The organism is Janthinobacterium sp. UMAB-60 (assembly GCF_900095235.1).
Taxonomy (GTDB): Bacteria; Pseudomonadota; Gammaproteobacteria; order Burkholderiales; family Burkholderiaceae_D; genus Janthinobacterium.
This window is the reverse complement of sequence record NZ_LT607482.1, coordinates 455,221-476,475: the sequence shown is the minus strand read 5'-3', so window position 1 is coordinate 476,475 and position 21,255 is coordinate 455,221. Positions and strand designations below refer to the sequence as shown.

The following is a 21,255-nucleotide window of genomic DNA, read 5'->3' as shown; positions in this document are numbered from 1 at the left end:
GGGGATGGAGAAATCCATCCTGGCCGGACGGCTGGCCGCCTCGCGCGCGCTGGCCGGACGCAAAGTATTGCTGCTCGATGCCGATCCGCGCCAGGGAGCCATGGAGCAGGCCAGGAATATGCACGATGGGGCCAAACATGGCAGCCTGACGCGGCCGCGCCTGATGGCGCGCGCCATCAGCGCCAAGGGCTTGCAGCCGGAGCTGGAACACCTGGTGCACTGCTACCACGACATCGTCATCGACAGCGAAGGCCGCGACTCCATGGGCAGCCGTTCGGCCCTGATCGCCGCGCGCGTACTGGTGGTGCCGCTCGACGGCGTCGTGGACGGCGCCGCGCAGGCTGGCCTGGCGCGCCGCATCGCGCACGCGCGCAGCGTCAATCCGGACCTGCGCGTCCTGCTGGCAACGGACACGCAGGCGACCCCCGCCCATGCCCTGGCCGCACAGATTCCGGCCGCGCGCGTGGTCAGCCTGGGACAGCTGTATTGCGCCGTCTTTAACCTGCCAGCCTAGCTCGGCATGCAAAAAAAAGGCGGCGCATGCGCCGCCTCTCCTCTGATCTCCGTCAATTAAAACGTCTTGCTGACCGTCAGCTGCAGCGCCGTCTTGCCCATGAATTTGCCGTTCACTGGCGAGGCATAGGCCGACTTGCCCGCGTTCGTGCCGATCACGGCCAGCGCGCCCGAAACAAACCCGAAATCGCGCGTGACGCCCACTTTCCAGTCCGTATAGCTAGCCGCATCATTGTTTTTGACCTTCTGGTGGCCCGCGTGCAGGTTGCCGGTCCAGCCATTCGTCAGGTCGATATTCGCGCCGATGTCCAGGTAGCCGCTGTTCTTGCTGTTGACGATACCGAACAGGTTGGAGACGGCGTGCGAATACTTGATATAGGCAGGGCCGTACGACAGCTGGCCGTAGACTTCCTGCGTGTCCGCGTTGGCCAGGCCGATATTCTTCAAGCCGTTGTCCGCATACACATACGCCAGCACGCCCACGTCGTAACCGATATCACTGGTCAGCTGGCCGCGCTTGCCCGCATACAGGTCCACTTCCACGTCGCCGCTGCCGCCCGCATCCTTGGTCCACTTGATGGTGGAAGCCCAGGCGCCCGCATACAGGCCGGTCGGATTGTTGACATAGTCGACGCCGCCCTGCAGCGCTGGCTTCAGGCGCGTCTGCGAGATGCCGCGATAGCGGTAGTCGGACACGCCGGCCACGTTGAAACTGACTTCGTTGTCAGGCTTGGCCTCTTCCGCGTGGACCAGGCTGCCCGTAAAGGCGGTCGCGACGGCAAGTGCAAGTAGCATTTTATTCATGGTTTTTTCTTCTTCATGGGTGGTATGGGCCTTTGCCAACATGGCGCAGCTGGCCCGCCGCTGCAAAAATTTAAAGTAAAGCATCCCCCCGGCGCGCGCGGCGCCTGTTTTCCAACAGGGGATTCACAGGTATTAGAGCGGCAGCAGCAGCCGGTAGCCGACGGCCGTTTCCGTCAGCAGATACTGCGGCTGGGCCGGATCGGCTTCCAGCTTCTGGCGCAGATGGCCCATGTAGATGCGCAGGTAGTGGCCGTTTTCGCTGTTCGACGGCCCCCACACTTCACGCAGCAGCTGCGGATTGGTGACCACCCTGCCAGCGTTCTTCACGAGCACCGAGAGCAAGCGAAATTCCGTCGGCGTCATGTGCACCAGTTGCTTGTTGCGCGTCACCAGACGGTCCTTCAGGTCAACCCGCACGTCGCCGAACTGCACCACGCCATCGTCGCTGGCGGCGGGCTGGCGCTGGCGGCGCAGGGTGGCCCGTACGCGGGCCAGCAGCTCGCCCACGCCGAACGGCTTGGTGAGATAGTCGTCGGCGCCCGCGTCCAGTGCGCGGATCTTGTCCTCTTCGTCGACCCGCGCCGACAGCACGATGATGGGCACGGCCGACCATTTTCGGATGTCGGCGATGAAGTCGATGCCGTCGCCGTCGGGCAAGCCCAGGTCCAGCACGATCAGGTCGGGCCGGCGCGTGCCGGCATCGATCAAGCCCCGCTGCATGGTGGCGGACTCGAAAATCTGCCAGCCCTCGTCTTCCAGCGCGGCGCGCACGAAGCGGCGGATTTGCGGTTCATCCTCGACCAGCAAGGCGGTGGCGGAAGGTTCGTTCATGATGGTTTTCCTGTTTCATGGTCGTTGGCGTCATCAAGCTCGATCTCTGGAGGCGCAGGGGGCGTGCCCAGCGGCAGGCTGAAGACGATGGCGGCGCCCTGTCCCGGCGCGTGCGGCTGCGCGTGGATGGTGCCGCCGTGGGCTTCGACGATGGCGCGGCAAATGGCCAGCCCCAGTCCGACGCCCGGCTTGTTCGATTCGCGCTCGCCGCGCGTGAATTTTTCAAAGATGGCCTCTTCGCGGCCGGGCGGCAGGCCCGGACCATCATCAGCCACCCTCACCTGCAAAAACTGGCCGTGCACCCCGGCCGCGACCGTGATGGTGCTGCCGGGCGGCGTGTACTTGGCCGCGTTTTCCAGCAGGTTGCACAGCACGCGCTCGATCAGCACGGCGTCGTAGCGCACCAGCGGCAAATCCGGCGCCAGCTGCGTCTGCACGGCATGCTGCTGCAATTGCGGGCCGCTGGCGCGCAGCGCGCTGCCCACCACTTCTTCCAGTGCCTGCCATTGCAGGTTCAGGCGCACCTGCCCGCTTTCGATGCGCGCCATGTCCAGCAAGTTCGCCACCAGGGCGCTCATGCGCACGGTTTCGGACTGCAGCGAGCGCGCCATGTCCAGCTGCGCGGGCGACAACGCGGGCCGGGACAGGGCCAGCGACTCGGCCAGTCCCACCAGCGACGTCAATGGCGTGCGCAAGTCGTGCGACAGGGCCGCCAGCAGCGAATTGCGCAGCCGCTCTGACTCCATCTGCAGCAGCGCGCCCTGGGCCACGTCGATGTAGTGCACGCGTTCGAGGGCGATGGCCGCCAGGGCGGCAAAGGTATCGAGGTGCTGGCGCTGTTCCGGCACCAGCAGCCAGCGCCCGTGCGTTGGCGCCTCCAGCGGCAACAGCGCCAGCACGCCCCGCGTGCGCATCGGCGCGATCAGCGGCAGGTAGAAAATGGGCGAAGCCGGCAAGGTATCCGTGCCCGTCCCCGCCGCCTGCGCATGGTCGAAGGCCCACTGCGCGATGCCGATGTCGAGCGGTTCGCCGCCGTTCGGGGTCTGCAAACTGCCCTCGTCATCAGGCAAAAGCAAGGTGGCGCGCGCGCGAAAAGCCCGCTCGATGGCGCTTTTCGTGATGTCGAAAATCTGCTCCGTCTGCAGCACGCCGGACAATTCACGCGAAAACTCATACAGGGCGCGGGCGCGCGCTTCACGGTGCGAGGCCACGCGCGCCTGGAAACGCAGGCCGGCCGTCAGGTGGCCCGTGATCAGGCCCACGGCCAGCATCACGCCAAAGGTGATCACGTACTGAAAATCGCCTACGGCAAACGAGAAACGGGGCGGCACGAAGATGAAATCGAAGCAGGCCACGCCCACCAGGCTGGCCAGCGCCGCCGGTCCGCGTCCCAGGCGCACGGCCACCAGCACCACCGTCAACAACGACAGCATGGCGATATTGGCCAGGTCCAGGTAGGGTTGCAGGGGCACCGAGGCGAGGGCCGTGCCCAGGCTGGCACCGGCGGCCAGCAGGTAACGCCAATGGCGCGATGGCCGGCGCGGCGCCTGCGCATCGTCGCCCGCCGCGCGCCGCAGCGCCGCATCGGCTGGTGGCAAGCCGACCTCGATCAAATCGATATCGGGCGCCAGACTGGCCATGCGCACGGACGGCGGCGCCTGCCACAGGCGCGCCAGTACGCTGGCGCGGCCACGGCCCACGATGACTTTCGAGATATTCGCATTGCGCGCATACTCGACGACGGCGCCGGCGATGTCGGCGGACGGCACAATGGCCGTGCGCGCGCCCAGGTCCTGCGCCAGTTTCAGCGTTTTCAGGATGCGTTCGCGCTCGCGTGCCGGCAGGTGCTGCAGGCGTGGTGTTTCCACGTACAGTGCGTGCCATTCCGCGTTCAGCTGGCTGGCCAGGCGCGCCGTGCTGCGGATCACGTGTTCGCCCCCCGCGTGCGGTCCCACGCAGGCCAGCAGCGCGGCGCCCGTCTTCCACACGGGATTGATGGATTTCTCGACGCGGTATGCCTGCACGTCGTCCTGCACCCGGTCCGCCGTGCGGCGCAAGGCCAGTTCGCGCAGGGCGATCAGGTTACCCTTGCGGAAAAAATGCTGCGACGCCCGCTCGGCCTGCAGCGGCTGATACACCTTGCCCTGTTTCAGGCGGCGCAGCAGTTCGTCGGCGGGGATATCGACCAGCACCACTTCATCGGCGCGGTCGAACACCGTGTCGGGCAGGGTTTCGGCCACGCGCACGCCGGTAATCCCCCCCACCACGTCGTTGAGGCTTTCCAGGTGCTGCACATTCACGGTCGACAGCACATCGATGCCGGCCGCCAGCAATTCCTCGACATCCTGCCAGCGCTTCGGATGGCGCGATCCCGCCACGTTCGAATGGGCCAGTTCATCCATCAGTATCAGCGACGGCGCCCGCAACAGGGCCTCGTCCAGGTCGAACTCGAACAAGGTCTTGCCCCGGTACTCGATGGCCTTCAGGGGCAGCACGGGCAAGCCGTCCAGCTGGGCCGCCGTATCCTGGCGCCCATGCGTCTCCACAACGCCCACCAGCAGATCCTGGCCATCGGCCAGCAGTTTGCGGGCGGCCGCCAGCATCGCATAGGTCTTGCCGACGCCGGCCGAGGCGCCGAAGTAAATGCGCAGCCGGCCGCGCGCGGCTTTCTTTTCCTGCGCCTGCACTTGCGCCAGCAGGGCATCAGGGTCGGGGCGTTGGCTGTCGTTGGGGAGCATGTTGTATTTTAATCTTCTTGCGTAATGCTATCTTGTTATTTTGCCGTGGCGTCAAGCGGCGACGTAAGCACGTAGGTCGGATTAGCGCTTGCGCGTAATCCGACGACATTGTTGGCCTGGCTGGTGGTGGTGTCGGCTTACGCTGCGCTAAGCCGACCTACGCCGATCCAGGCCAACGTTTGCCGACCTACGCACCGTTGCCAGCTTACTTTGCCATGGCATCGAGCGCCAGATTCAGTTCCAGCACATTCACCCGCGGTTCGCCGAAAAAGCCGATATACGCGGTTTTCTGCAACTTGGCGATGGCGTTTTCCACCTGCGCCAGCGGCACTGCGCGCACGCGGGCCACGCGCGGCGCCTGGTACAGGGCTGCCGCCAGGCTGATTTCCGGGTCCAGGCCGCTGCTCGACGCCGTCACCAGGTCGACGGGAATGGCGCGCGTATTGCCGGGATCAGCTTCCTTCAGGGCCGCGATGCGCGCCTTGACGGCGTCCACCAGGGCCGGATTGCTCGGTCCCTGGTTCGAGCCGCCCGAACCGGCGCCATTGTTCGCCATCGGCGCGGTGGCCGATGGCCGGCCCCAGAAATACTTGGGCGAGGTGAAGGACTGGCCGATCAGCATCGAGCCGACGGGCTTGCCACCACGCTCGACGATGCTGCCGTTGGCTTCATCGTTGAAAGCCAGCTGTCCGATGCCGGCCGTGGCAAACGGATAGACCACGCCGCAGATCACGGTCAGCGCGGCAAACAGGACCAGGGCGGGACGTACGATAGTGCTCATGATGGTTCCTTTAGACTAAATTGAGTGCGGACAGCAGCATGTCGATCAGCTTGATCCCGATGAAGGGCAGGATGATGCCGCCCAGGCCGTAGATCAGCAGATTGCGGCGCAACAGGCTGGCCGCGCCGATGGCCCGGTACTGCACGCCTTTCAGCGCCAGCGGGATCAGCACGACAATGATCAAGGCATTGAAGATCACGGCCGACATGATGGCCGACGCGGGGCTGGACAAGTGCATGATGTCGAGCGCCTTCAACTGCGGATAGGTGCCCACGAACGCCGCCGGGATGATGGCGAAGTACTTGGCGATGTCGTTCGAAATCGAGAACGTCGTCAGCGAACCGCGCGTCATCAGCATCTGCTTGCCGATTTCAACGATTTCCAGCAGCTTGGTCGGATTCGAATCCAGGTCGACCATATTGCCCGCCTCTTTCGCCGCCTGCGTGCCCGAATTCATGGCCACGGCCACGTCGGCCTGCGCCAGCGCCGGGGCATCGTTGGTGCCGTCGCCCGTCATCGCCACCAGGCGGCCTTCGGACTGGTAGCTGCGGATGAGTTTCAGCTTGTCTTCCGGCGTCGCTTCGGCAAGAAAATCGTCCACGCCAGCCTCGGCGGCGATGGCCGCAGCCGTCAGCTTGTTGTCGCCCGTGATCATGACGGTCTTGATGCCCATGCGGCGCAGTTCCGCAAAACGCTCCTTGATGCCGCCCTTGACGATATCCTTCAGTTCCACGACACCCATGACGCGGCCATCATCGACCACCACCAGCGGCGTGCTGCCGCGGCGCGCGATATCGTCGACGGCGCGCGCCACCTCGGCCGGATACGGCTGGCCCAGCGCTTCCACATACTTTTTCATGGAATCGGCCGCGCCCTTGCGCAACTGGCGCACCAGCTGATCGCCAGGGATATCCACGCCGCTCATGCGCGTTTGCGCCGTGAAGGGCACGAAGGTGGCGTGCAGGCTGGCCATCTCGCGTTCGCGGATGTTGAACTTCTGCTTGGCCAGCACGACGATGCTGCGACCTTCCGGCGTTTCATCGGCCAGCGAGGCCAGTTGCGCCGCGTCGGCCAGCTGCTGCTCCGTCACGCCGGGCGCCGGCACAAAGGTCGAGGCCTGACGGTTGCCCAGGGTGATGGTGCCCGTTTTATCGAGCAGCAGCACGTCCACGTCACCGGCCGCTTCCACGGCGCGGCCCGAGGTGGCGATCACATTGGCCTGCATCATGCGGCTCATGCCGGCCACGCCGATGGCGGACAGCAAACCGCCGATGGTGGTCGGAATCAGACACACCAGCAGCGCGATCAGCACGGTGATGGTGACCGGCGTGCCGCTGCCGGCCGCCGCGACGGAAAACAGCGAATACGGCAGCAAGGTCACGGTGACGATCAGGAACACGATCGACAAGGCCACCAGCAGGATCGTCAGGGCGATCTCGTTCGGCGTCTTCTGGCGCTTGGCGCCTTCGACCATGGCGATCATGCGGTCGATAAAGGCTTCGCCGGGGTTGACGGAAACGCGCACCAGCAACCAGTCCGACAGCACGCGGGTACCGCCCGTGACGGCCGAAAAGTCGCCGCCCGATTCGCGGATCACCGGCGCCGATTCGCCCGTGATGGCGCTTTCGTCGACGGAGGCCACGCCGGCCGTCACTTCGCCGTCGGCGGGAATCACGTCACCCGCCTCGACCAGCACCGTCATGCCCTTGCGCAGGTCGGTGGCCGGGGTCGGCAGCCAGGAGGTGCCGTACTTCGGCGTTTGCATTTTCTTTGCCATCACCGTCTGCTTCAGGGCGCGCAGCGAGGCCGCCTGGGCCTTGCTGCGGCCTTCGGCCAGCGCTTCGGCGAAGTTCGCAAACAGCACGGTAAACCACAGCCACACGGCGACGGCGATGATGAAGCCGAACGGCGCTTCACCCTGGCCGTTCAGGGCCTGGATGGCCAGCAGCGTCGTGATGATGCTGCCGACATAGACGACGAACATCACGGGGCTGCGCCACTGCGTGCGGGGGTCAAGTTTTTTGAACGCATCGACGATGGCGGGGCCAATCAATGCGGAATCGAACAAGGTCAGGCTTGTGCGTGACATGGTAGCCTCTTATTTTGTAAAAAGTTGCAGGTGTTCGACGATCGGGCCCAGGGCCAGCGCGGGAACGTAATTGAGCACGCCGACCAGCACCACCACGCCGATCAGCAGGCCGATGAACATGGGGCCGTGCGTGGGCATGGTGCCGGCGTTGGCCGACAGGCGCTGCTTGGCCGCCAGCGAACCGGCCACCGCCAGCACGGGCACGATCACGCCGAAGCGGCCGAACCACATGGCGATCGCCAGCATCACGTTGTAGAACGGCGTGTTGGCGGACAGGCCGGCAAACGCGCTGCCGTTGTTGTTGGCCGCTGACGTGAAGGCGTACAGGATCTCCGAAAAACCGTGCGCGCCCGGATTGGCCACGCCGATCTTGCCCGGTTCGACCATCACGGCGATCGCCGTGCCCGTCAATACCAGGGCTGGCGTAATCAGGATGGCCAGCGACACCATCTTCATTTCATAGGCCTGGATTTTTTTGCCCAGGTATTCAGGCGTGCGGCCTATCATCAGGCCGGCGATGAAGACGGCCAGGATGGCGAACATCAGCATGCCGTACAGGCCCGTGCCCACGCCGCCGAAAATCACTTCGCCGAATTGCATCAGCAGCAGCGGCACCATGCCGCCCAAGGGCATGTAGGAGTCGTGCATGGAATTGACGGCGCCGCACGATGCCGCCGTCGTCACCGCCGCGAACAGGGTCGAGGAGCTGATGCCGAAGCGCGTTTCCTTGCCTTCCATATTGCCGCCCGATTGCAGGCTGCTGGCCTGCTGGTCCACGCCCAGCGCCTGCAGCGCCGGATTGGCTTGCTGCTCGGCGCTCATCACGCCGGCCGTCATGACGACAAAGATCAGGGTCATGGCGGCCAGCACGGCCCAGCCCTGGCGCAGGTCGCCCACCATGCGGCCAAAGGTGAAGCACAGGCCGGCGGGAATGATGAAGATGGCCAGCATCTGCAGGAAGTTCGACAGCACGGTCGGATTTTCATACGGGTGCGATGAATTGGCATTGAAGAAGCCGCCGCCATTCGTGCCCAGCAGCTTGATCGATTCCTGCGAAGCGACGGGACCCATGGCGATCGTCTGCGTGGTTGCCACTTGCGCTTCCATCACGGGTTTGCCGGCCGTATCCAGCACTGGCTGGCCGTCGGCCGTCACTTTCGGCGTTTCATACGCCACGTGGTCGAGCAGGGTCACTTCCTTGTAAGCGGAAAAATTCTGGATCATGCCTTCGCCCATGAAGACGACGGACAGGGCCAGCGACAGCGGCAGCAGGATGTACAGCGTGGAACGCACCAGGTCGACCCAGAAATTGCCGATCGACTTGCCCGAGCGCGAGGCGAAACCACGCACCAGCGCGAAGATCACGGCGATGCCGGTGGCCGCCGAAAAGAAGTTCTGGCATGCCATGCCCAGCATCTGGGTCAGGTAGCTCATGGTCTGCTCGCCGCCGTAGCCCTGCCAGTTCGTATTGGCGACGAAGCTGACGGTGGTATTGAACGAGGAATCGGGGCTGACGGCGCCCAGGCCCTGTGGATTGAGGGGCAAGAAGCCCTGCAGGCGCTGCAGGCCGTACACGAAAACGGCGCCCACCGTGTTGAACACGATCAGGGCGATGGCATAGCTTTTCCAGCCCATGGCCTTGTCGGCGGGCAGGCCCGACCAGCGGTACAGCAGGTTTTCCAGCTTTTGCAGCCAGCCCAGGCCGCGCACGGGGCCGTCGCCGGCCACCCTGGCCATATACAGGCCCAGCGGATAGCCGGCGGCCAGCAGTACGGCCAGGAAGGCCACCAGCAGCAATATCGATTGCGTCGTCATCACAGTTCCTCCGCCTTCAGCAGCGCCACCAGCAGGTACACGAGCAGGCCAGCCGAGACCACGGCGCCCAGCACATAAAACGCGTTCATTTGACGCTCCCTAATTTGTCGCAGGCGACGGCAAATCCGGCCGCCACGACGAAAAAAACGGCAATCAAGCCGAGATACACGATATCCATTCCCACCCTCATTCAGGTTTGTTTTGATAGTGAGCAGATTAGCCAAAAGGGTCTAAAAAATTCGTAAAGACTGGGGAGGTGCTTGTAAACAAGATGTAAAAACGGCGGCTTTACCGCATAAAATCGTCCACAATGGGCGCCAAACCACGCGCACGGCGCACTGTTGTTGCCCTGGAGTAGCGCTATTGCTCGCTGGACAAGATAGAATGCGCGAGCGTCCGCACAAGGACGCCAAGCCTGCCGCACTGCCCTCTGCCAGTGACGCTGGACGGAATATACTGTATATTCATACAGTTATCGCCGCCGTTGTCACTGCGCCCCGCAGTGCCCCGGCCTGGCGTTCCAACCACTGTCTTTACTTAGCTTGAACACGTATGGCCACTAAAAAACCAGCATCCGACTACAGCGAATCATCCATCCGTGTCCTGAAAGGACTGGAACCCGTCAAGCAGCGCCCGGGGATGTACACCCGCACTGAAAATCCGCTGCACATCATTCAGGAAGTGATCGACAATGCCTCCGATGAGGCGCTGGGCGGTCATTGCACGCATATCGCCGTCACGCAAAATACGGATGGCAGCATCACCGTCGAAGACAATGGCCGCGGCATTCCCGTCGGCATCCACCCGGAAGAAGGCGTACCGACGGTGGAGATCGTGTTTACAAGGCTGCACGCGGGCGGCAAGTTCGACAAGGGTTCGGGCGGCGCCTACGCGTTCTCGGGCGGCCTGCATGGCGTCGGCGTGTCCGTCACCAATGCGCTGTCGACGCGCCTGGAAATCACCGTCTGGCGCAAGGAAAGCGACGGCAACGGCTTGCATCACATGGTGTTTGCGAATGGCGACGTGATCGAGCCCTTGAATTCCCGCCCCGCCCCGCGCGACGGAAAAAAATCCGGTACGCGCGTCACCGCCTGGCCCGATGCAAAATACTTTGATTCGCCGAACATCTCGCAAACGGAGCTGCAACGGCTGCTGCGCTCGAAAGCCGTGCTGCTGCCGGGCGTCACCGTCACCTTGACCAACGCGAAGACGGGCGATACGCAGACCTGGCAGTACGCGGAAGGCTTGCGCGGCTACCTGACCGAAACGCTGGCGCAGGTATCGAATGGCGAAACCCTGATTCCCCTGTTCGAAGGCGCGCAGTACGCGGGGCCTGACTCGGAAGGCTTTGCCGAAGGCGAAGGCGCGGCCTGGGTGGTGGCGTGGACGGAAGAAGGCGCCATCGTGCGCGAATCGTATGTCAACCTGATTCCCACCTCGAATGGCGGCACGCACGAATCGGGTTTGCGCGACGGCCTGTTCGGCGCCGTGAAAAACTTCGTCGAAATGCACTCGCTGCTGCCCAAAGGCGTCAAATTGCTGCCGGAAGACGTGTTTGCGCGCGCTTCCTTCGTGCTGTCGGCCAAGGTGCTGGACCCGCAATTCCAGGGCCAGATCAAGGAACGCCTGAACTCGCGCGACGCCGTGCGCCTGGTCTCGACCTTCACCAAGCCGCCGCTGGAACTGTGGCTGAACCAGCACGTCGACTATGGCAAGAAGCTGGCCGATCTGGTGATCAAGCAGGCGCAGTCGCGCCAGCGCTCGCTGCAAAAAGTGGAAAAGAAAAAATCCTCGGGCGTGGCCGTGTTACCCGGCAAACTGACCGACTGCGAATCGTCGGACATCGCACGCAATGAACTGTTCCTCGTCGAGGGCGACTCGGCGGGCGGTTCGGCCAAGATGGGCCGCGACAAGGAATTCCAGGCGATTTTACCGCTGCGCGGCAAGGTGTTGAACTCGTGGGAGACGGACCGCGACCGCCTGTTCGCGAATAACGAGATCCACGACATCGCGGTGGCCATCGGCGTCGATCCGCACGGCGTGGGCGACTCGCCCGATCTGTCCGGCCTGCGCTACGGCAAGATCTGCATCCTGTCGGATGCGGACGTGGACGGCTCGCACATCCAGGTACTGCTGCTGACCTTGTTCTTCAAGCACTTCCCGGCCCTGATCAACAAGGGCCATATCTGCATCGCCCGCCCGCCCCTGTACCGCGTGGACGCGCCGGCGCGCGGCAAGAAGCCGATGCAGAAAATCTATGCGCTCGACGACGGCGAACTGGTCGCCATCGAGGACAAGCTGCGCAAGGAAGGCGTGAAACAGGGCGCCTGGTCGATCTCGCGCTTCAAGGGCCTGGGCGAGATGAACGCCGAGCAGCTGTGGGAAACGACGATGAACCCGGACACGCGCCGCCTGCTGCCCGTGACTCTGGGCGAAATCGACCACATGACTTCCTCCGCGCGCTTCAACATGTTGATGGGCAAGGGCGAAGCGGCAGGACGCCGCGCCTGGATCGAGGAACACGGCAATGAGGCGGAGGCGGATATCTGATGATCATCGGTATCGACCTGGGCACCACCAACAGCCTGGTCGCCATCTGGCGCGACGGCAAGGCTGCCATCATCCCGAATGCACTGGGCGAGCACCTGACACCGTCGTGCGTCAGCATCGATGACGACGGCAGCGTGCTGGTGGGCCGCGCCGCGCGCGAACGCCTGCAGACGCACCCGCAGCTGACGGCGGCCGTCTTCAAGCGCTACATGGGCAGCGAAAAGAAGATCACCCTCGGCACGCAGCAATTCCGCCCGGAAGAACTGTCGTCGATGGTGCTGCGCGCGCTGAAGGAAGATGCCGAAGCCTTTTTGGGTCACAAGGTCGAGGAAGCCATCATCACCGTGCCCGCGTATTTCAGCGATGCGCAGCGCAAGGCCACGCGCATCGCCGGCCAGCTGGCGGGCCTGCGCGTGGAGCGGCTGCTGAACGAGCCGACGGCCGCCGCGCTGGCCTACGGCATCCGCGACAAGGAACAGGAAAGCAAATTCCTCGTCTTCGACCTGGGCGGCGGCACGTTCGACGTGTCGATCCTGGAGCTGTTCGAAGGCGTGATGGAAGTGCGCGCCTCGGCCGGCGACAATTTTTTGGGCGGCGAAGACTTCGTCACGGTGCTGGTCGACGCCTTTTTGGACGGCAGCGGCTTGCGCGACGCGGCCGGCAGCCGTTTATTCGACCCGCGCCAGCAGCAGTTGCTGCGCGATGAAGCCGAACGCGTCAAGCGCCTGCTGTCGGAGCAGCCATCCGTGCGCATGGCCACGCGCTACCAGGACAAGGAATACAGCTGGGAGATCAGCGAAGACAGACTGGCGCAGTTGTGCGAACCGCTGCTGGCGCGCCTGCGCCTGCCCGTGGAACGGGCGCTGCGCGACGCCACCATTCGCGCCGCGGAACTCGATGAAGTGGTGCTGGCCGGCGGCGCCACGCGCATGCCGCTGGTGCGCAAACTGGTTTCGCGCATGTTCGGCCGCTTCCCCGCCATCCACCTGGACCCGGACGAAGCCGTGGCGCTGGGCGCCGCCGTGCAGGCGGGCCTGAAGATGCGCGACGCGGCCCTCGACGAAGTGGTCATGACGGACGTGGCGCCGTATTCGCTGGGCATTTCGATTTCGCGCCAGGTCGGCGCGAACCAGTATGAGGGCGGGCATTACCTGCCCATCATCGAGCGCAACTCCGTGGTGCCCGTCTCGCGCACGGAAAACATCACCACCATCCACGACAACCAGAAGGAAATCAACGTGGCGATCTTCCAGGGCGAGTCGCGCCTGGTGGCCGACAACGTCTTCCTCGGCAAGATCAGCTTCCCGATCCCCGCGAAAAAAGCGGGTGAGATCGGCATCGACGTGCGCTTCACCTACGACGTCAGCGGCGTGCTGGAAGCGGAAGTGACGGTACTGGCCACGCAGGAACGCCACAAGATGATCATCAGCGACAATGCGGGCGTGATGACGCCGGAACAGATCGAGCAGCGCTTTGCGGAACTGGCCGACCTGAAGATCCACCCGCGCGAACAGATGGAAAACCGCACCCTGGTCACGCGCGCCGACCGCCTGTATGAACAGTCGCTGGGCGACGTGCGCCAGTACCTGGCGGCGCACACGGCCAATTTCCAGGCCGCGCTGGAAACGCAGGACCCGAACACCATCCGCAAGGCGCGTCAGGCGCTCGACGAAGTGTTGCGTCAGGTCGAGAGCGAGAGCTTCCTGTAAATGGACGGCGGCATGCACAACGGACAGCGCAGCCTGTGGGCAATCCTGGGCACAGAGCCGACGGGCGACGAACGCGCCCTCAAGCGCGCGTACGCGAAGCGCCTGAAGGTGACGCGTCCCGAAGACGATCCGGCCGCCTTCCAGGAGCTGCGCGAAGCGTATGAGTACGCGCTGCGCCATGCGCACCTGTTTGCCGAGGAACTGCCGGAAGCGCAAACGGCCGAAGCACCAGAAGCGCGGCCCATGGAACCGGCCGACCTGTGGGGCGTCATCGACGAACCCGCACAGGAGCCGTCCGCAGAACTGTGGGGCGTCATAGCCCAGGAGCCCGCAGCGCCGCCGGAACTATGGGGCGTGGTCGCCGTCGATCCCGTCCAGGAAGCGGCCAGCCTGTGGCAGGCATTCCTGGAGCAGTCGCGACGCCGCAACGGGGCCGCCCTGCTGCCCGGCTTCCTCGAGCGCGAAGAATTGCTGAACCTCGACGTGCGCGAGGAATTCGAGCTGTGCGCGCTGCGCTATTGCGCCGGCGCCGGCTATGACCAGTCGCTGCGCCAGGCCCTGTTCGAGCAGCTGGGCTGGGACCGCGATTTTTCCTACCTGGCGCGCAGCCACGCGGATCTGGTGCGCAGCGCCGTGCAGCGCTACCGGGCCGACCGCTCGTTCGCCCATTTCAGCGACAACCGCGACAGCTACCCGGGCCTGGACTGCATCATGTCGCAGCAGGCACCGTCGGCCTATGCGCGCCAGCTGTTCGACCAAAAATTCAACCTGCAGCTGCGCGAACTGCTGCAGACGATACGCTGGCAGCATGCTGAAATGCTGGCGTATAAACTCGATACGGATCTATTCGCGCAATGGGAGCAGGCGATCCTCTCCAAACGCTACTTCAAGCAGACGGCGCTCGCCTCGTTTGGCCTGGGATTCGTACTGCACTTCATGCTCGCGGGTGTGCTCGATGCGGCCGGCTTCAAGCTCGGCGACGCGGCCGCCTATGCCAGCCTGCTGGGATTCCAGGCACTAGCCTTTGCCCTGCTTGCCATGCACGCCCTGCGCTGGCCCGCACCGCTGTTCACGCAGCTGGAGTCGCTGCAGGAAACGCTGCAGGAAACGCTGCAGCGGCGCCTGCCCGTGCTGCAAGCGCGTCCCGGCCTGCTGCACCTGGCCTGGATCGCGCCATATGTGCTGCTGGCCTTGCTTCTATTCCTGCCAGCATGGCATGACAGCGTGCGCCTCATCACCTCGGCCGGTCTGTGCGCGTCGGCTCTGATCGCTTATGCGATGAACCGCCAGCTGATGAATGGCATGCTGATGGTCCTGACGGTGATCGCGTCGCTGTTCGTCGGCATGTTTTTGAGCGGCGCAGGCTCCGCCGCCCTCGCCATCGGCAATAGCGCGCCGCTGATGTTCTGCCTGATCATGCTAGCCCTGCGCACCGCCACCGGCCTGTATGGCGATTGCGGCTTCCCCGAGGCGCTCTTGCCCCGCCTGCGCGCGGCATGGCTGATCGGCTGCGCGGGCTTGCTGTCGCTACTGTATGTGCAGCAGCTGCCGGCCGCCCTCGTCGGCGCCGCGCTGTATGCCTGGTCGTGTGCCGGCTTGCTGTTTTCCCCCACCGATTTCAAATGGAAGACGATCTGGCCGGTGGTGCTGGTGCCGTCCCTCGCCAGCTTCGTGCTGGCCGGCCACGCCCCGTCCATCCGCGCCATGCCGATGATGCATAACAGCGTCGAGCTGGCCGTGGCCGTGCTGTATCTGACCTTGCGCTATATGTATCTGACGTACGGCAAGTCCTTTTCCAAGTCCAGGCTGTCATAATCAGCCCCACGAATTCAACCGCAACCACTTAACACCGAAACAAGCGCCATGTCCACACAAACCAATTTATTTGACGATGCCCAGCCTGAGCCTATCGAGCCGGATGAACCGGTATTCGACGGCGAAGCGCTGACCCTGTCCACCTTTGCCGAGCGCGCCTATCTCGATTACGCCATCTCCGTCGTCAAGGGCCGCGCCCTGCCCGACGTGTGCGACGGCCAGAAGCCCGTGCAGCGCCGCATCCTGTATGCGATGAATGAGCTGGGCTTGAATTCCACGGCGAAGCCGCGCAAATCGGCGGCCGTGGTCGGCGACGTGCTGGGTAAATTGCATCCGCACGGCGACCAGTCCGTGTACGACGCGCTGGTGCGCATGGCGCAGGATTTCTCGCTGCGCTACCCGCTGATCGATGGCCAGGGCAACTTCGGCTCGCGCGACGGCGACGGCGCCGCGGCCATGCGCTACACGGAAGCGCGTCTGACGCCGATCGCCAAGCTGCTGATGGATGAAATCGGCATGGGCACGGTGGATTTCCAGCCCAACTACGACGGTTCGACGGAAGAACCGAAGCTGCTGCCGGCGCGCCTGCCGATGGTGCTGCTGAACGGCGCCTCCGGCATCGCCGTGGGCCTGGCGACGGAAATCCCGTCGCACAATCTGGCGGAGGTGGCGAAAGCGGCTGTCGCCATGATCCGCGATCCGAAGATGACGCACGCCGAGCTGATGGCCATCATTCCCGGCCCCGACTTCCCCGGCGGCGGCCAGATCATCACGCCGCCATCGCAGATCGCCGACATGTATGCGAGCGGCCGTGGCAGCATGAAGGTGCGCGCGCGCTGGAAGATTGAGGAGCTGGCGCGCGGCCAATGGCAAGCCGTCGTGACGGAACTGCCGCCCGGCACCTCCTCGCAAAAGGTGCTGGAAGAAATCGAGGAGCTGACGAATCCGAAGATCAAGCTGGGCAAGAAGGCGCTGTCGCCGGACCAGGTGGCCCTGAAAGCGCTGATCCTCAATTCGCTCGACACCATCCGCGATGAATCGGGCCGCGCCGCGCCCGTGCGCCTGGTGTTCGAGCCGAAATCGAAGAACCAGGACCAGACGGAATTCATGCTGATGCTGCTGGCGCACACCTCGCTGGAATCGTCGACCTCGATCAACCTGGTGATGATAGGCGGCGATGGCCGTCCGCGCCAGAAAGGGCTGGGCGACATCCTGCGCGAGTGGATCGATTTCCGCTTCGAGACCGTCACGCGCCGCACCGGCTACAAACTGGGCAAGGTCAAGGACCGTATCCATATCCTGGAAGGGCGCGAAGCGATCCTGCTCAATATCGACAAGGTGATCCAGATCATCCGCAATTCGGATGAACCGAAGGCGGCCCTGATCGACGCATTCAAGTTGTCCGAGCGCCAGGCCGACGATATCCTGGAAATCCGCTTGCGCCAGCTGGCGCGCCTGGAAACGATCAAGATCCAGCAGGAGCTGGCCGAGCTGCGCAAGGAAGAAAAGTCGCTGCAAGATCTGCTCGACAACCCGGGCTCGATGAAGCGCGCCATCATCCGCGAAATCGAAGCGGACGCCAAGCAGTTCGGCGACGCGCGCCGCACCCTGATCGAGGAAGCGCAAAAAGCCGTGGCCGAACAGAAGGTGGTCGATGAACCGGTCACCGTCATCATTTCCGAAAAAGGCTGGGTGCGCGCGCGCACCGGCATCGGCCACGATGCGGCGCAATTCACCTTCAAGGCGGGCGACACGCTGCATGGCGCCTTCGAATGCCGCACGGTCGATACCTTGCTGGGCTTTGGCAACAACGGCAAGATTTACTCGGTTCCCGTCTCGGCGCTGCCCAACGCGCGCGGCGACGGCGTACCGATCACGACCTTGTGCGACCTGAGCGGCGGCACGCCGGGCAACGCCGTGCGCATCCTGCACTACTTTGCGGGCAATGGCGCCACCAATTTGCTGCTGGCGTCGAGCGCCGGCTACGGTTTCATCGCCAAGGCGGGCGACATGAGCAGCCGCCTGAAAGGCGGCAAGGCCTTCATCACCCTGGACGATGGCGACGTGCCTCTGGCGCCGAAAGTCATCCCCGAGGCGGCCAGCGCCCTGGCCTGCCTGACGGAAGGCGCGCGCCTGCTGGTGTTCGGCCTCGATGAAATGAAAACCCTGACCAAGGGCGGCACCGGCGTCAAGCTGATCGACCTCGATGCCAAGGACAAGCTGCTGGCCGTGCAGCCGATCACCCAGCGCGGCGTGGTGGTCTCGGGCATCGGCCGCGCGTCGAAGCCGCAGGATGCGTCGCTGGGCGCCACGGCCCTGACCGAGCATTTCGGCAAGCGCGCGAAGAAGGGCAAGGCGCTGGCGGCCAAGCTGAAACCGGTGTCCATGGCGGCCATCGGCTGATCGCCATCGATCCATACGAAAAGACAGGTTCGCCTGTCTTTTTTTTCGTCCGTCGCACCTGGCGGCAGGGCAAAATAATTTTACAGATAGGCGCCGTGCTCCCGTTATCCCTGCAGGCATGCCACCGGCATGCCGCACACGGACAGGAGAGCAGGTATGACAAACACCGTTTCAGGCAGGCCGCCATGCAGCGCCTGACCCCGGCCGAGCGGCTGGTGGCGGCCATGGCAGCCGAAGGCTTGCCGTATAAAAGCATCGCCAGGGAATTGGGCAAGTCGCCGGCCACCGTGCGCAACCAGCTGCATGCGATTTACCAGAAACTCGGCGTGGGCAACCGCACGGCGCTCGCCTGCAAACTGCGCGGCCAGCCTTAACGCCGCGCCAGGCGCAGCACGTCGGGCGTGGCTTCGACGATATCGATCACGTCCCGCGCCCCGCTGGCATCACCGAACGCATAGCGGCCCATGCCCAGGGGCACCAGCCGGGTAACGGGACCGGCGCGGGGACGGTCGTCGGGGCCGGGCGCCATGGACGTCAATGTCGCCTCCCCTTGCGCCATGGCGCCGGCGGGCGCGCCGAACTCCAGCACCTTGCGCCCCTTGCGACTGGGAGGAAAGGCGAAGGTGGCCGTGGGCCGGTACACCTCGATACCGTCCGCATCCTCCTCGAAGGAATGCGTCCAGCTACCGCTGGGCAATGCCGTTGTCATGCCGTGCATGCCGCCTCCCGTTTAACGCATTGACGCATTGACGTCAGAAACACGATACCACGCCGCCCAGGCTTTCATAGCCGCTCACGGAGGGCGACCAGGCCGTGCCGTTCCATGCCTTGTGGAACAGGGCGCCATTCGTGCCCGTGACAAACACGTCGAGGCGGTTGGCCGCCCAGGCCGTGGCGCGCGGACGCGAGGTGCACACGCCGCCCAGGTTGTCAAAGCCCGTCAGCGACGGACTCCAGGCGCTGCCGTTCCAGGCCTTGTGATACAGGGCGCTATCGGTGCCGATGACGAACAGGTCGAGCCGGTTGGCCGCCCACGACACGGCCTCCACCTCGCCCACGCAAATGCCGCCCAGGCGCTCGAAGCCATCGATGGACGGCCCCCATTTCGCGCCATCCCACCACTTGTGGTACAGCGCGCCATCGGTACCGGTGACGAACACGTCGAGCCGGTTCGGTCCCCATGCCACGGCCTTCGGCGACGAGGTGCAAATGCCCCCCAGGCGCTCGTAGCCCGTCAGCGATGGTCCCCAGGCCGTGCCGTTCCACCACTTGTGGTACAGGGCCCGGTCCGTGCCGATGACGAACACGTCCAGGCGGTTCGGTCCCCACGCCACCGCTTCCGGCTGGCCCAGGCACAGACCGCCTATGGCTTCATAGCCCGTCACGGACGGCCCCCAGGCGGAGCCGTTCCACCACTTGTGATACAGGCCGCGGTCCGTGCCGACGACAAACACGTCGATGCGATTCGGTCCCCAGGCCACGGCGCGCGGGTCACCCACGCACAAGCCGCCCATCGCTTCATAACCGGTCAGGGACGGCGCCCACGCCGTGCCATTCCACGATTTGTGAAACAGACCGCTGTCGGTGCCCGTGACGAACACATCGAGCCGGTTCGGCGCCCACGAGACCACTTGCGGCGCACTGGTACAAATACCACCCTGCCCTTCATAGCCGGTGACCGATGGCGCCCAGGCCGAGCCATTCCAGGCCTTGTGATACAGCGCGCGGTCCGTGCCCACCACGAAGACGTCGAGGCGGTTCGCGCCCCAGGCCACGACGGGCGAGGAACTCTGGCGCGGCGTGGCGCCCGTGCCGCCCGTTCCCGTGCCGATGCTGGCGCGCGGACCATCGAGGCAGGCCTGCATGCGCGCCACCTGGCCCGCCGTGAACATGAACATGGCGGGATCGTCGACATAATCCATGTAGTTCATGAACATGTCGCCATTCGGCCCGTTGCTGCAGGAAATGTGCGGGAACGAAGGCTGGCCCGTGTTCGGCCCGCCCTGGTTCGGCGTGTCGGCGACATTGTCCGTGCCCGAGCACCCGGTGCCATCGTCACCCCAGATATGGTTCAGGTTCAGCCAGTGGCCGATTTCATGCGTGGCCGTGCGCCCAAGGTGGAACGGCGGCGCCGCCGTGCCGCTCGTGCCGAAGGCCGATTGCAGGATCACCACGCCGTCGGTGGCGGCCGGGCCGCCGGGGAACTGCGCGTAACCGAGCAAGCCGCCGCCCAGCTGGCACACCCAGATATTCAGGTAACTGTCTGCCGGCCAGGCGTCCATGCCGCCCGTTGCCTGCGACTTGACGGCATCATCGGCGCCAAACGAGGCCACCGCCGTCTGGCGCCGCTCGATGCCGCTGCTAGCCGCACCGTTCGGATCGGTGGTGGCCAGCGCGAATTCCACGCGCGCATCGGACGTCAGCGGCAGGAACGGCGCCGGCGTGCTGTTCACATCCGGGTTGACGCGCCGGAAATCGCGGTTCAGCACGTCGATCTGACTGGCGATCTGCGCATCCGATATATTCTGCGCGGCCGTGTTCCACACCACATGCACCACCACCGGTATCTGCGTCACGCCCGAACGGCCGGCGATGCCGCTGTCGCCCTCGTACAGTCCGGCCAGGTTTTCGATATCGGCGCGTATGTTCGCATAGGAGGGATCTTCGGTCAGCAGGCGGCGATGCACGTCCATCGTGGCGCAGGTGCGCACTTGCGGCGTGCCGCCGCCCTGCTCACCTCCACCGCCCATGCCACCTGCACCGCCTCCGCCTCCCCCGTCATCGCGGTCGCCCCCCATGCCGCCGCCATCGCCCACGTGCATGCAACTGGCGCCTGCCATGCCCTGCGATGCCTGCTGCATGCCGCCGCCCGGCATGTCGCCGGTATGCGCGGCGGCCGCGCCCTGGGTGAGCGCCGCCTGATCCGCGTACGACACGCCCAGGCGCGGCCCTGGCATGGCGTCGCCGCCGGCCGCATCGGCGTCGGCCTGCACGTCGCCTTCGACCGGCATGGACTGCATGGCGGACATGGCTGGCGCGCCTTCCGCTGAACCGGTGGCCGGTGATTTTTTCGTTTTAGCGGTGCTCATGATGTCTCCCTTCGTCTGTTTGCCAGTTCACTATGGCACGGCGAAAAGAGGAGCATTTGCGCCAGATCAAGACTGGCAAGCGGTGCCAAAGAAAAGTGGCAGACGAAAAAAAAGACAG

General features: G+C 64.6%; 15 protein-coding genes. 6 read left to right on the top strand and 9 right to left on the bottom strand.

All coding sequences use genetic code 11. The features are described 5' to 3' along the window. Nucleotides 1-4 precede the first annotated feature (4 nt). Nucleotides 5-514 (top strand): cobyrinic acid ac-diamide synthase, encoded by a 510-nt coding sequence (locus K0F86_RS02145; RefSeq protein WP_257571948.1) that lies wholly within the window; start codon nt 5-7, stop codon nt 512-514. 56 nt (nt 515-570) lie between these two features. Here the strand turns inward: K0F86_RS02145 and K0F86_RS02140 are convergent, their stop codons facing one another. The 7 genes from K0F86_RS02140 to kdpF form a co-directional block, all read right to left on the bottom strand. After that, nucleotides 571-1,317, bottom strand: a complete 747-nt coding sequence (locus K0F86_RS02140; protein WP_219132722.1) for a TorF family putative porin — start codon at nt 1,315-1,317, stop codon at nt 571-573. 132 nt (nt 1,318-1,449) lie between these two features. After that, entirely contained in the window at nt 1,450-2,148 is a 699-nt protein-coding gene (gene kdpE / locus K0F86_RS02135; protein WP_071075474.1) for a two-component system response regulator KdpE, read from the bottom strand. Beyond that, entirely contained in the window at nt 2,145-4,886 is a 2,742-nt protein-coding gene (locus K0F86_RS02130; protein ID WP_219132721.1) for a DUF4118 domain-containing protein, read from the bottom strand. Before K0F86_RS02130 ends, kdpE begins: the two co-directional genes overlap by 4 nt. A 205-nt stretch (nt 4,887-5,091) precedes the next feature. Beyond that, nucleotides 5,092-5,667, bottom strand: a complete 576-nt coding sequence (gene kdpC / locus K0F86_RS02125) for a potassium-transporting ATPase subunit KdpC (RefSeq protein ID WP_219132720.1) — start codon at nt 5,665-5,667, stop codon at nt 5,092-5,094. A gap of 10 nt (nt 5,668-5,677) precedes the next feature. Then, nucleotides 5,678-7,756 carry a potassium-transporting ATPase subunit KdpB gene (gene kdpB, locus K0F86_RS02120; protein WP_219132719.1) on the bottom strand — a complete coding sequence of 693 codons (2,079 nt, stop codon included), beginning with the start codon at nt 7,754-7,756 and terminating at the stop codon, nt 5,678-5,680. Nucleotides 7,757-7,765: 9 nt separating this feature from the next. Then, nucleotides 7,766-9,571, bottom strand: coding sequence for a potassium-transporting ATPase subunit KdpA (gene kdpA, locus K0F86_RS02115; protein WP_219132718.1), 1,806 nt, complete (start codon nt 9,569-9,571; stop codon nt 7,766-7,768). After that, nucleotides 9,571-9,660, bottom strand: a complete 90-nt coding sequence (gene kdpF / locus K0F86_RS02110; protein ID WP_034746483.1) for a K(+)-transporting ATPase subunit F — start codon at nt 9,658-9,660, stop codon at nt 9,571-9,573. The genes kdpA and kdpF overlap by 1 nt, the downstream gene beginning before the upstream one ends. Nucleotides 9,661-10,123: 463 nt before the next feature. On the opposite strand from kdpF, the gene K0F86_RS02105 reads away from it, so the two are divergent. The 5 genes from K0F86_RS02105 to K0F86_RS02085 all read left to right on the top strand — a co-directional run bounded on the left by K0F86_RS02105 (nt 10,124) and on the right by K0F86_RS02085 (nt 18,422). Then, nucleotides 10,124-12,121 (top strand): DNA topoisomerase IV subunit B, encoded by a 1,998-nt coding sequence (locus tag K0F86_RS02105; protein WP_219132717.1) that lies wholly within the window; start codon nt 10,124-10,126, stop codon nt 12,119-12,121. Further along, nucleotides 12,121-13,830 (top strand): molecular chaperone HscC, encoded by a 1,710-nt coding sequence (locus K0F86_RS02100; RefSeq protein WP_306823171.1) that lies wholly within the window; start codon nt 12,121-12,123, stop codon nt 13,828-13,830. The genes K0F86_RS02105 and K0F86_RS02100 overlap by 1 nt, the downstream gene beginning before the upstream one ends. 12 nt (nt 13,831-13,842) lie before the next feature. Continuing rightward, nucleotides 13,843-15,645, top strand: coding sequence for a J domain-containing protein (locus K0F86_RS02095; protein ID WP_219132716.1), 1,803 nt, complete (start codon nt 13,843-13,845; stop codon nt 15,643-15,645). Nucleotides 15,646-15,693: 48 nt separating this feature from the next. Further along, on the top strand, nt 15,694-18,048 hold the full coding sequence (gene parC, locus K0F86_RS02090) for a DNA topoisomerase IV subunit A (protein ID WP_219132715.1): 2,355 nt from the start codon (nt 15,694-15,696) through the stop codon (nt 18,046-18,048). A gap of 185 nt (nt 18,049-18,233) precedes the next feature. After that, nucleotides 18,234-18,422, top strand: coding sequence for a helix-turn-helix transcriptional regulator (locus K0F86_RS02085; RefSeq protein WP_219132714.1), 189 nt, complete (start codon nt 18,234-18,236; stop codon nt 18,420-18,422). On the opposite strand, the gene K0F86_RS02080 is transcribed toward K0F86_RS02085, so the two are convergent. Beyond that, nucleotides 18,419-18,766, bottom strand: a complete 348-nt coding sequence (locus tag K0F86_RS02080; protein ID WP_219132713.1) for a hypothetical protein — start codon at nt 18,764-18,766, stop codon at nt 18,419-18,421. The genes K0F86_RS02085 and K0F86_RS02080 overlap by 4 nt on opposite strands. Before the next feature lie 34 nt (nt 18,767-18,800). Next, on the bottom strand, nt 18,801-21,137 hold the full coding sequence (locus K0F86_RS02075) for a zinc metalloprotease (protein WP_257571947.1): 2,337 nt from the start codon (nt 21,135-21,137) through the stop codon (nt 18,801-18,803). Nucleotides 21,138-21,255 lie beyond the last annotated feature (118 nt).

Coding starts and splice junctions, on each gene's coding strand:
- K0F86_RS02145 (WP_257571948.1), top strand. CDS start 5: ATGGAGAAATCCATCCTGGCCGGACGGCTGGCCGCCTCGCGCGCGCTG.
- K0F86_RS02140 (WP_219132722.1), bottom strand. CDS start 1,317: ATGAATAAAATGCTACTTGCACTTGCCGTCGCGACCGCCTTTACGGGC.
- kdpE (WP_071075474.1), bottom strand. CDS start 2,148: ATGAACGAACCTTCCGCCACCGCCTTGCTGGTCGAGGATGAACCGCAA.
- K0F86_RS02130 (WP_219132721.1), bottom strand. CDS start 4,886: ATGCTCCCCAACGACAGCCAACGCCCCGACCCTGATGCCCTGCTGGCG.
- kdpC (WP_219132720.1), bottom strand. CDS start 5,667: ATGAGCACTATCGTACGTCCCGCCCTGGTCCTGTTTGCCGCGCTGACC.
- kdpB (WP_219132719.1), bottom strand. CDS start 7,756: ATGTCACGCACAAGCCTGACCTTGTTCGATTCCGCATTGATTGGCCCC.
- kdpA (WP_219132718.1), bottom strand. CDS start 9,571: ATGACGACGCAATCGATATTGCTGCTGGTGGCCTTCCTGGCCGTACTG.
- kdpF (WP_034746483.1), bottom strand. CDS start 9,660: ATGAACGCGTTTTATGTGCTGGGCGCCGTGGTCTCGGCTGGCCTGCTC.
- K0F86_RS02105 (WP_219132717.1), top strand. CDS start 10,124: ATGGCCACTAAAAAACCAGCATCCGACTACAGCGAATCATCCATCCGT.
- K0F86_RS02100 (WP_306823171.1), top strand. CDS start 12,121: ATGATCATCGGTATCGACCTGGGCACCACCAACAGCCTGGTCGCCATC.
- K0F86_RS02095 (WP_219132716.1), top strand. CDS start 13,843: ATGCACAACGGACAGCGCAGCCTGTGGGCAATCCTGGGCACAGAGCCG.
- parC (WP_219132715.1), top strand. CDS start 15,694: ATGTCCACACAAACCAATTTATTTGACGATGCCCAGCCTGAGCCTATC.
- K0F86_RS02085 (WP_219132714.1), top strand. CDS start 18,234: ATGCAGCGCCTGACCCCGGCCGAGCGGCTGGTGGCGGCCATGGCAGCC.
- K0F86_RS02080 (WP_219132713.1), bottom strand. CDS start 18,766: ATGCACGGCATGACAACGGCATTGCCCAGCGGTAGCTGGACGCATTCC.
- K0F86_RS02075 (WP_257571947.1), bottom strand. CDS start 21,137: ATGAGCACCGCTAAAACGAAAAAATCACCGGCCACCGGTTCAGCGGAA.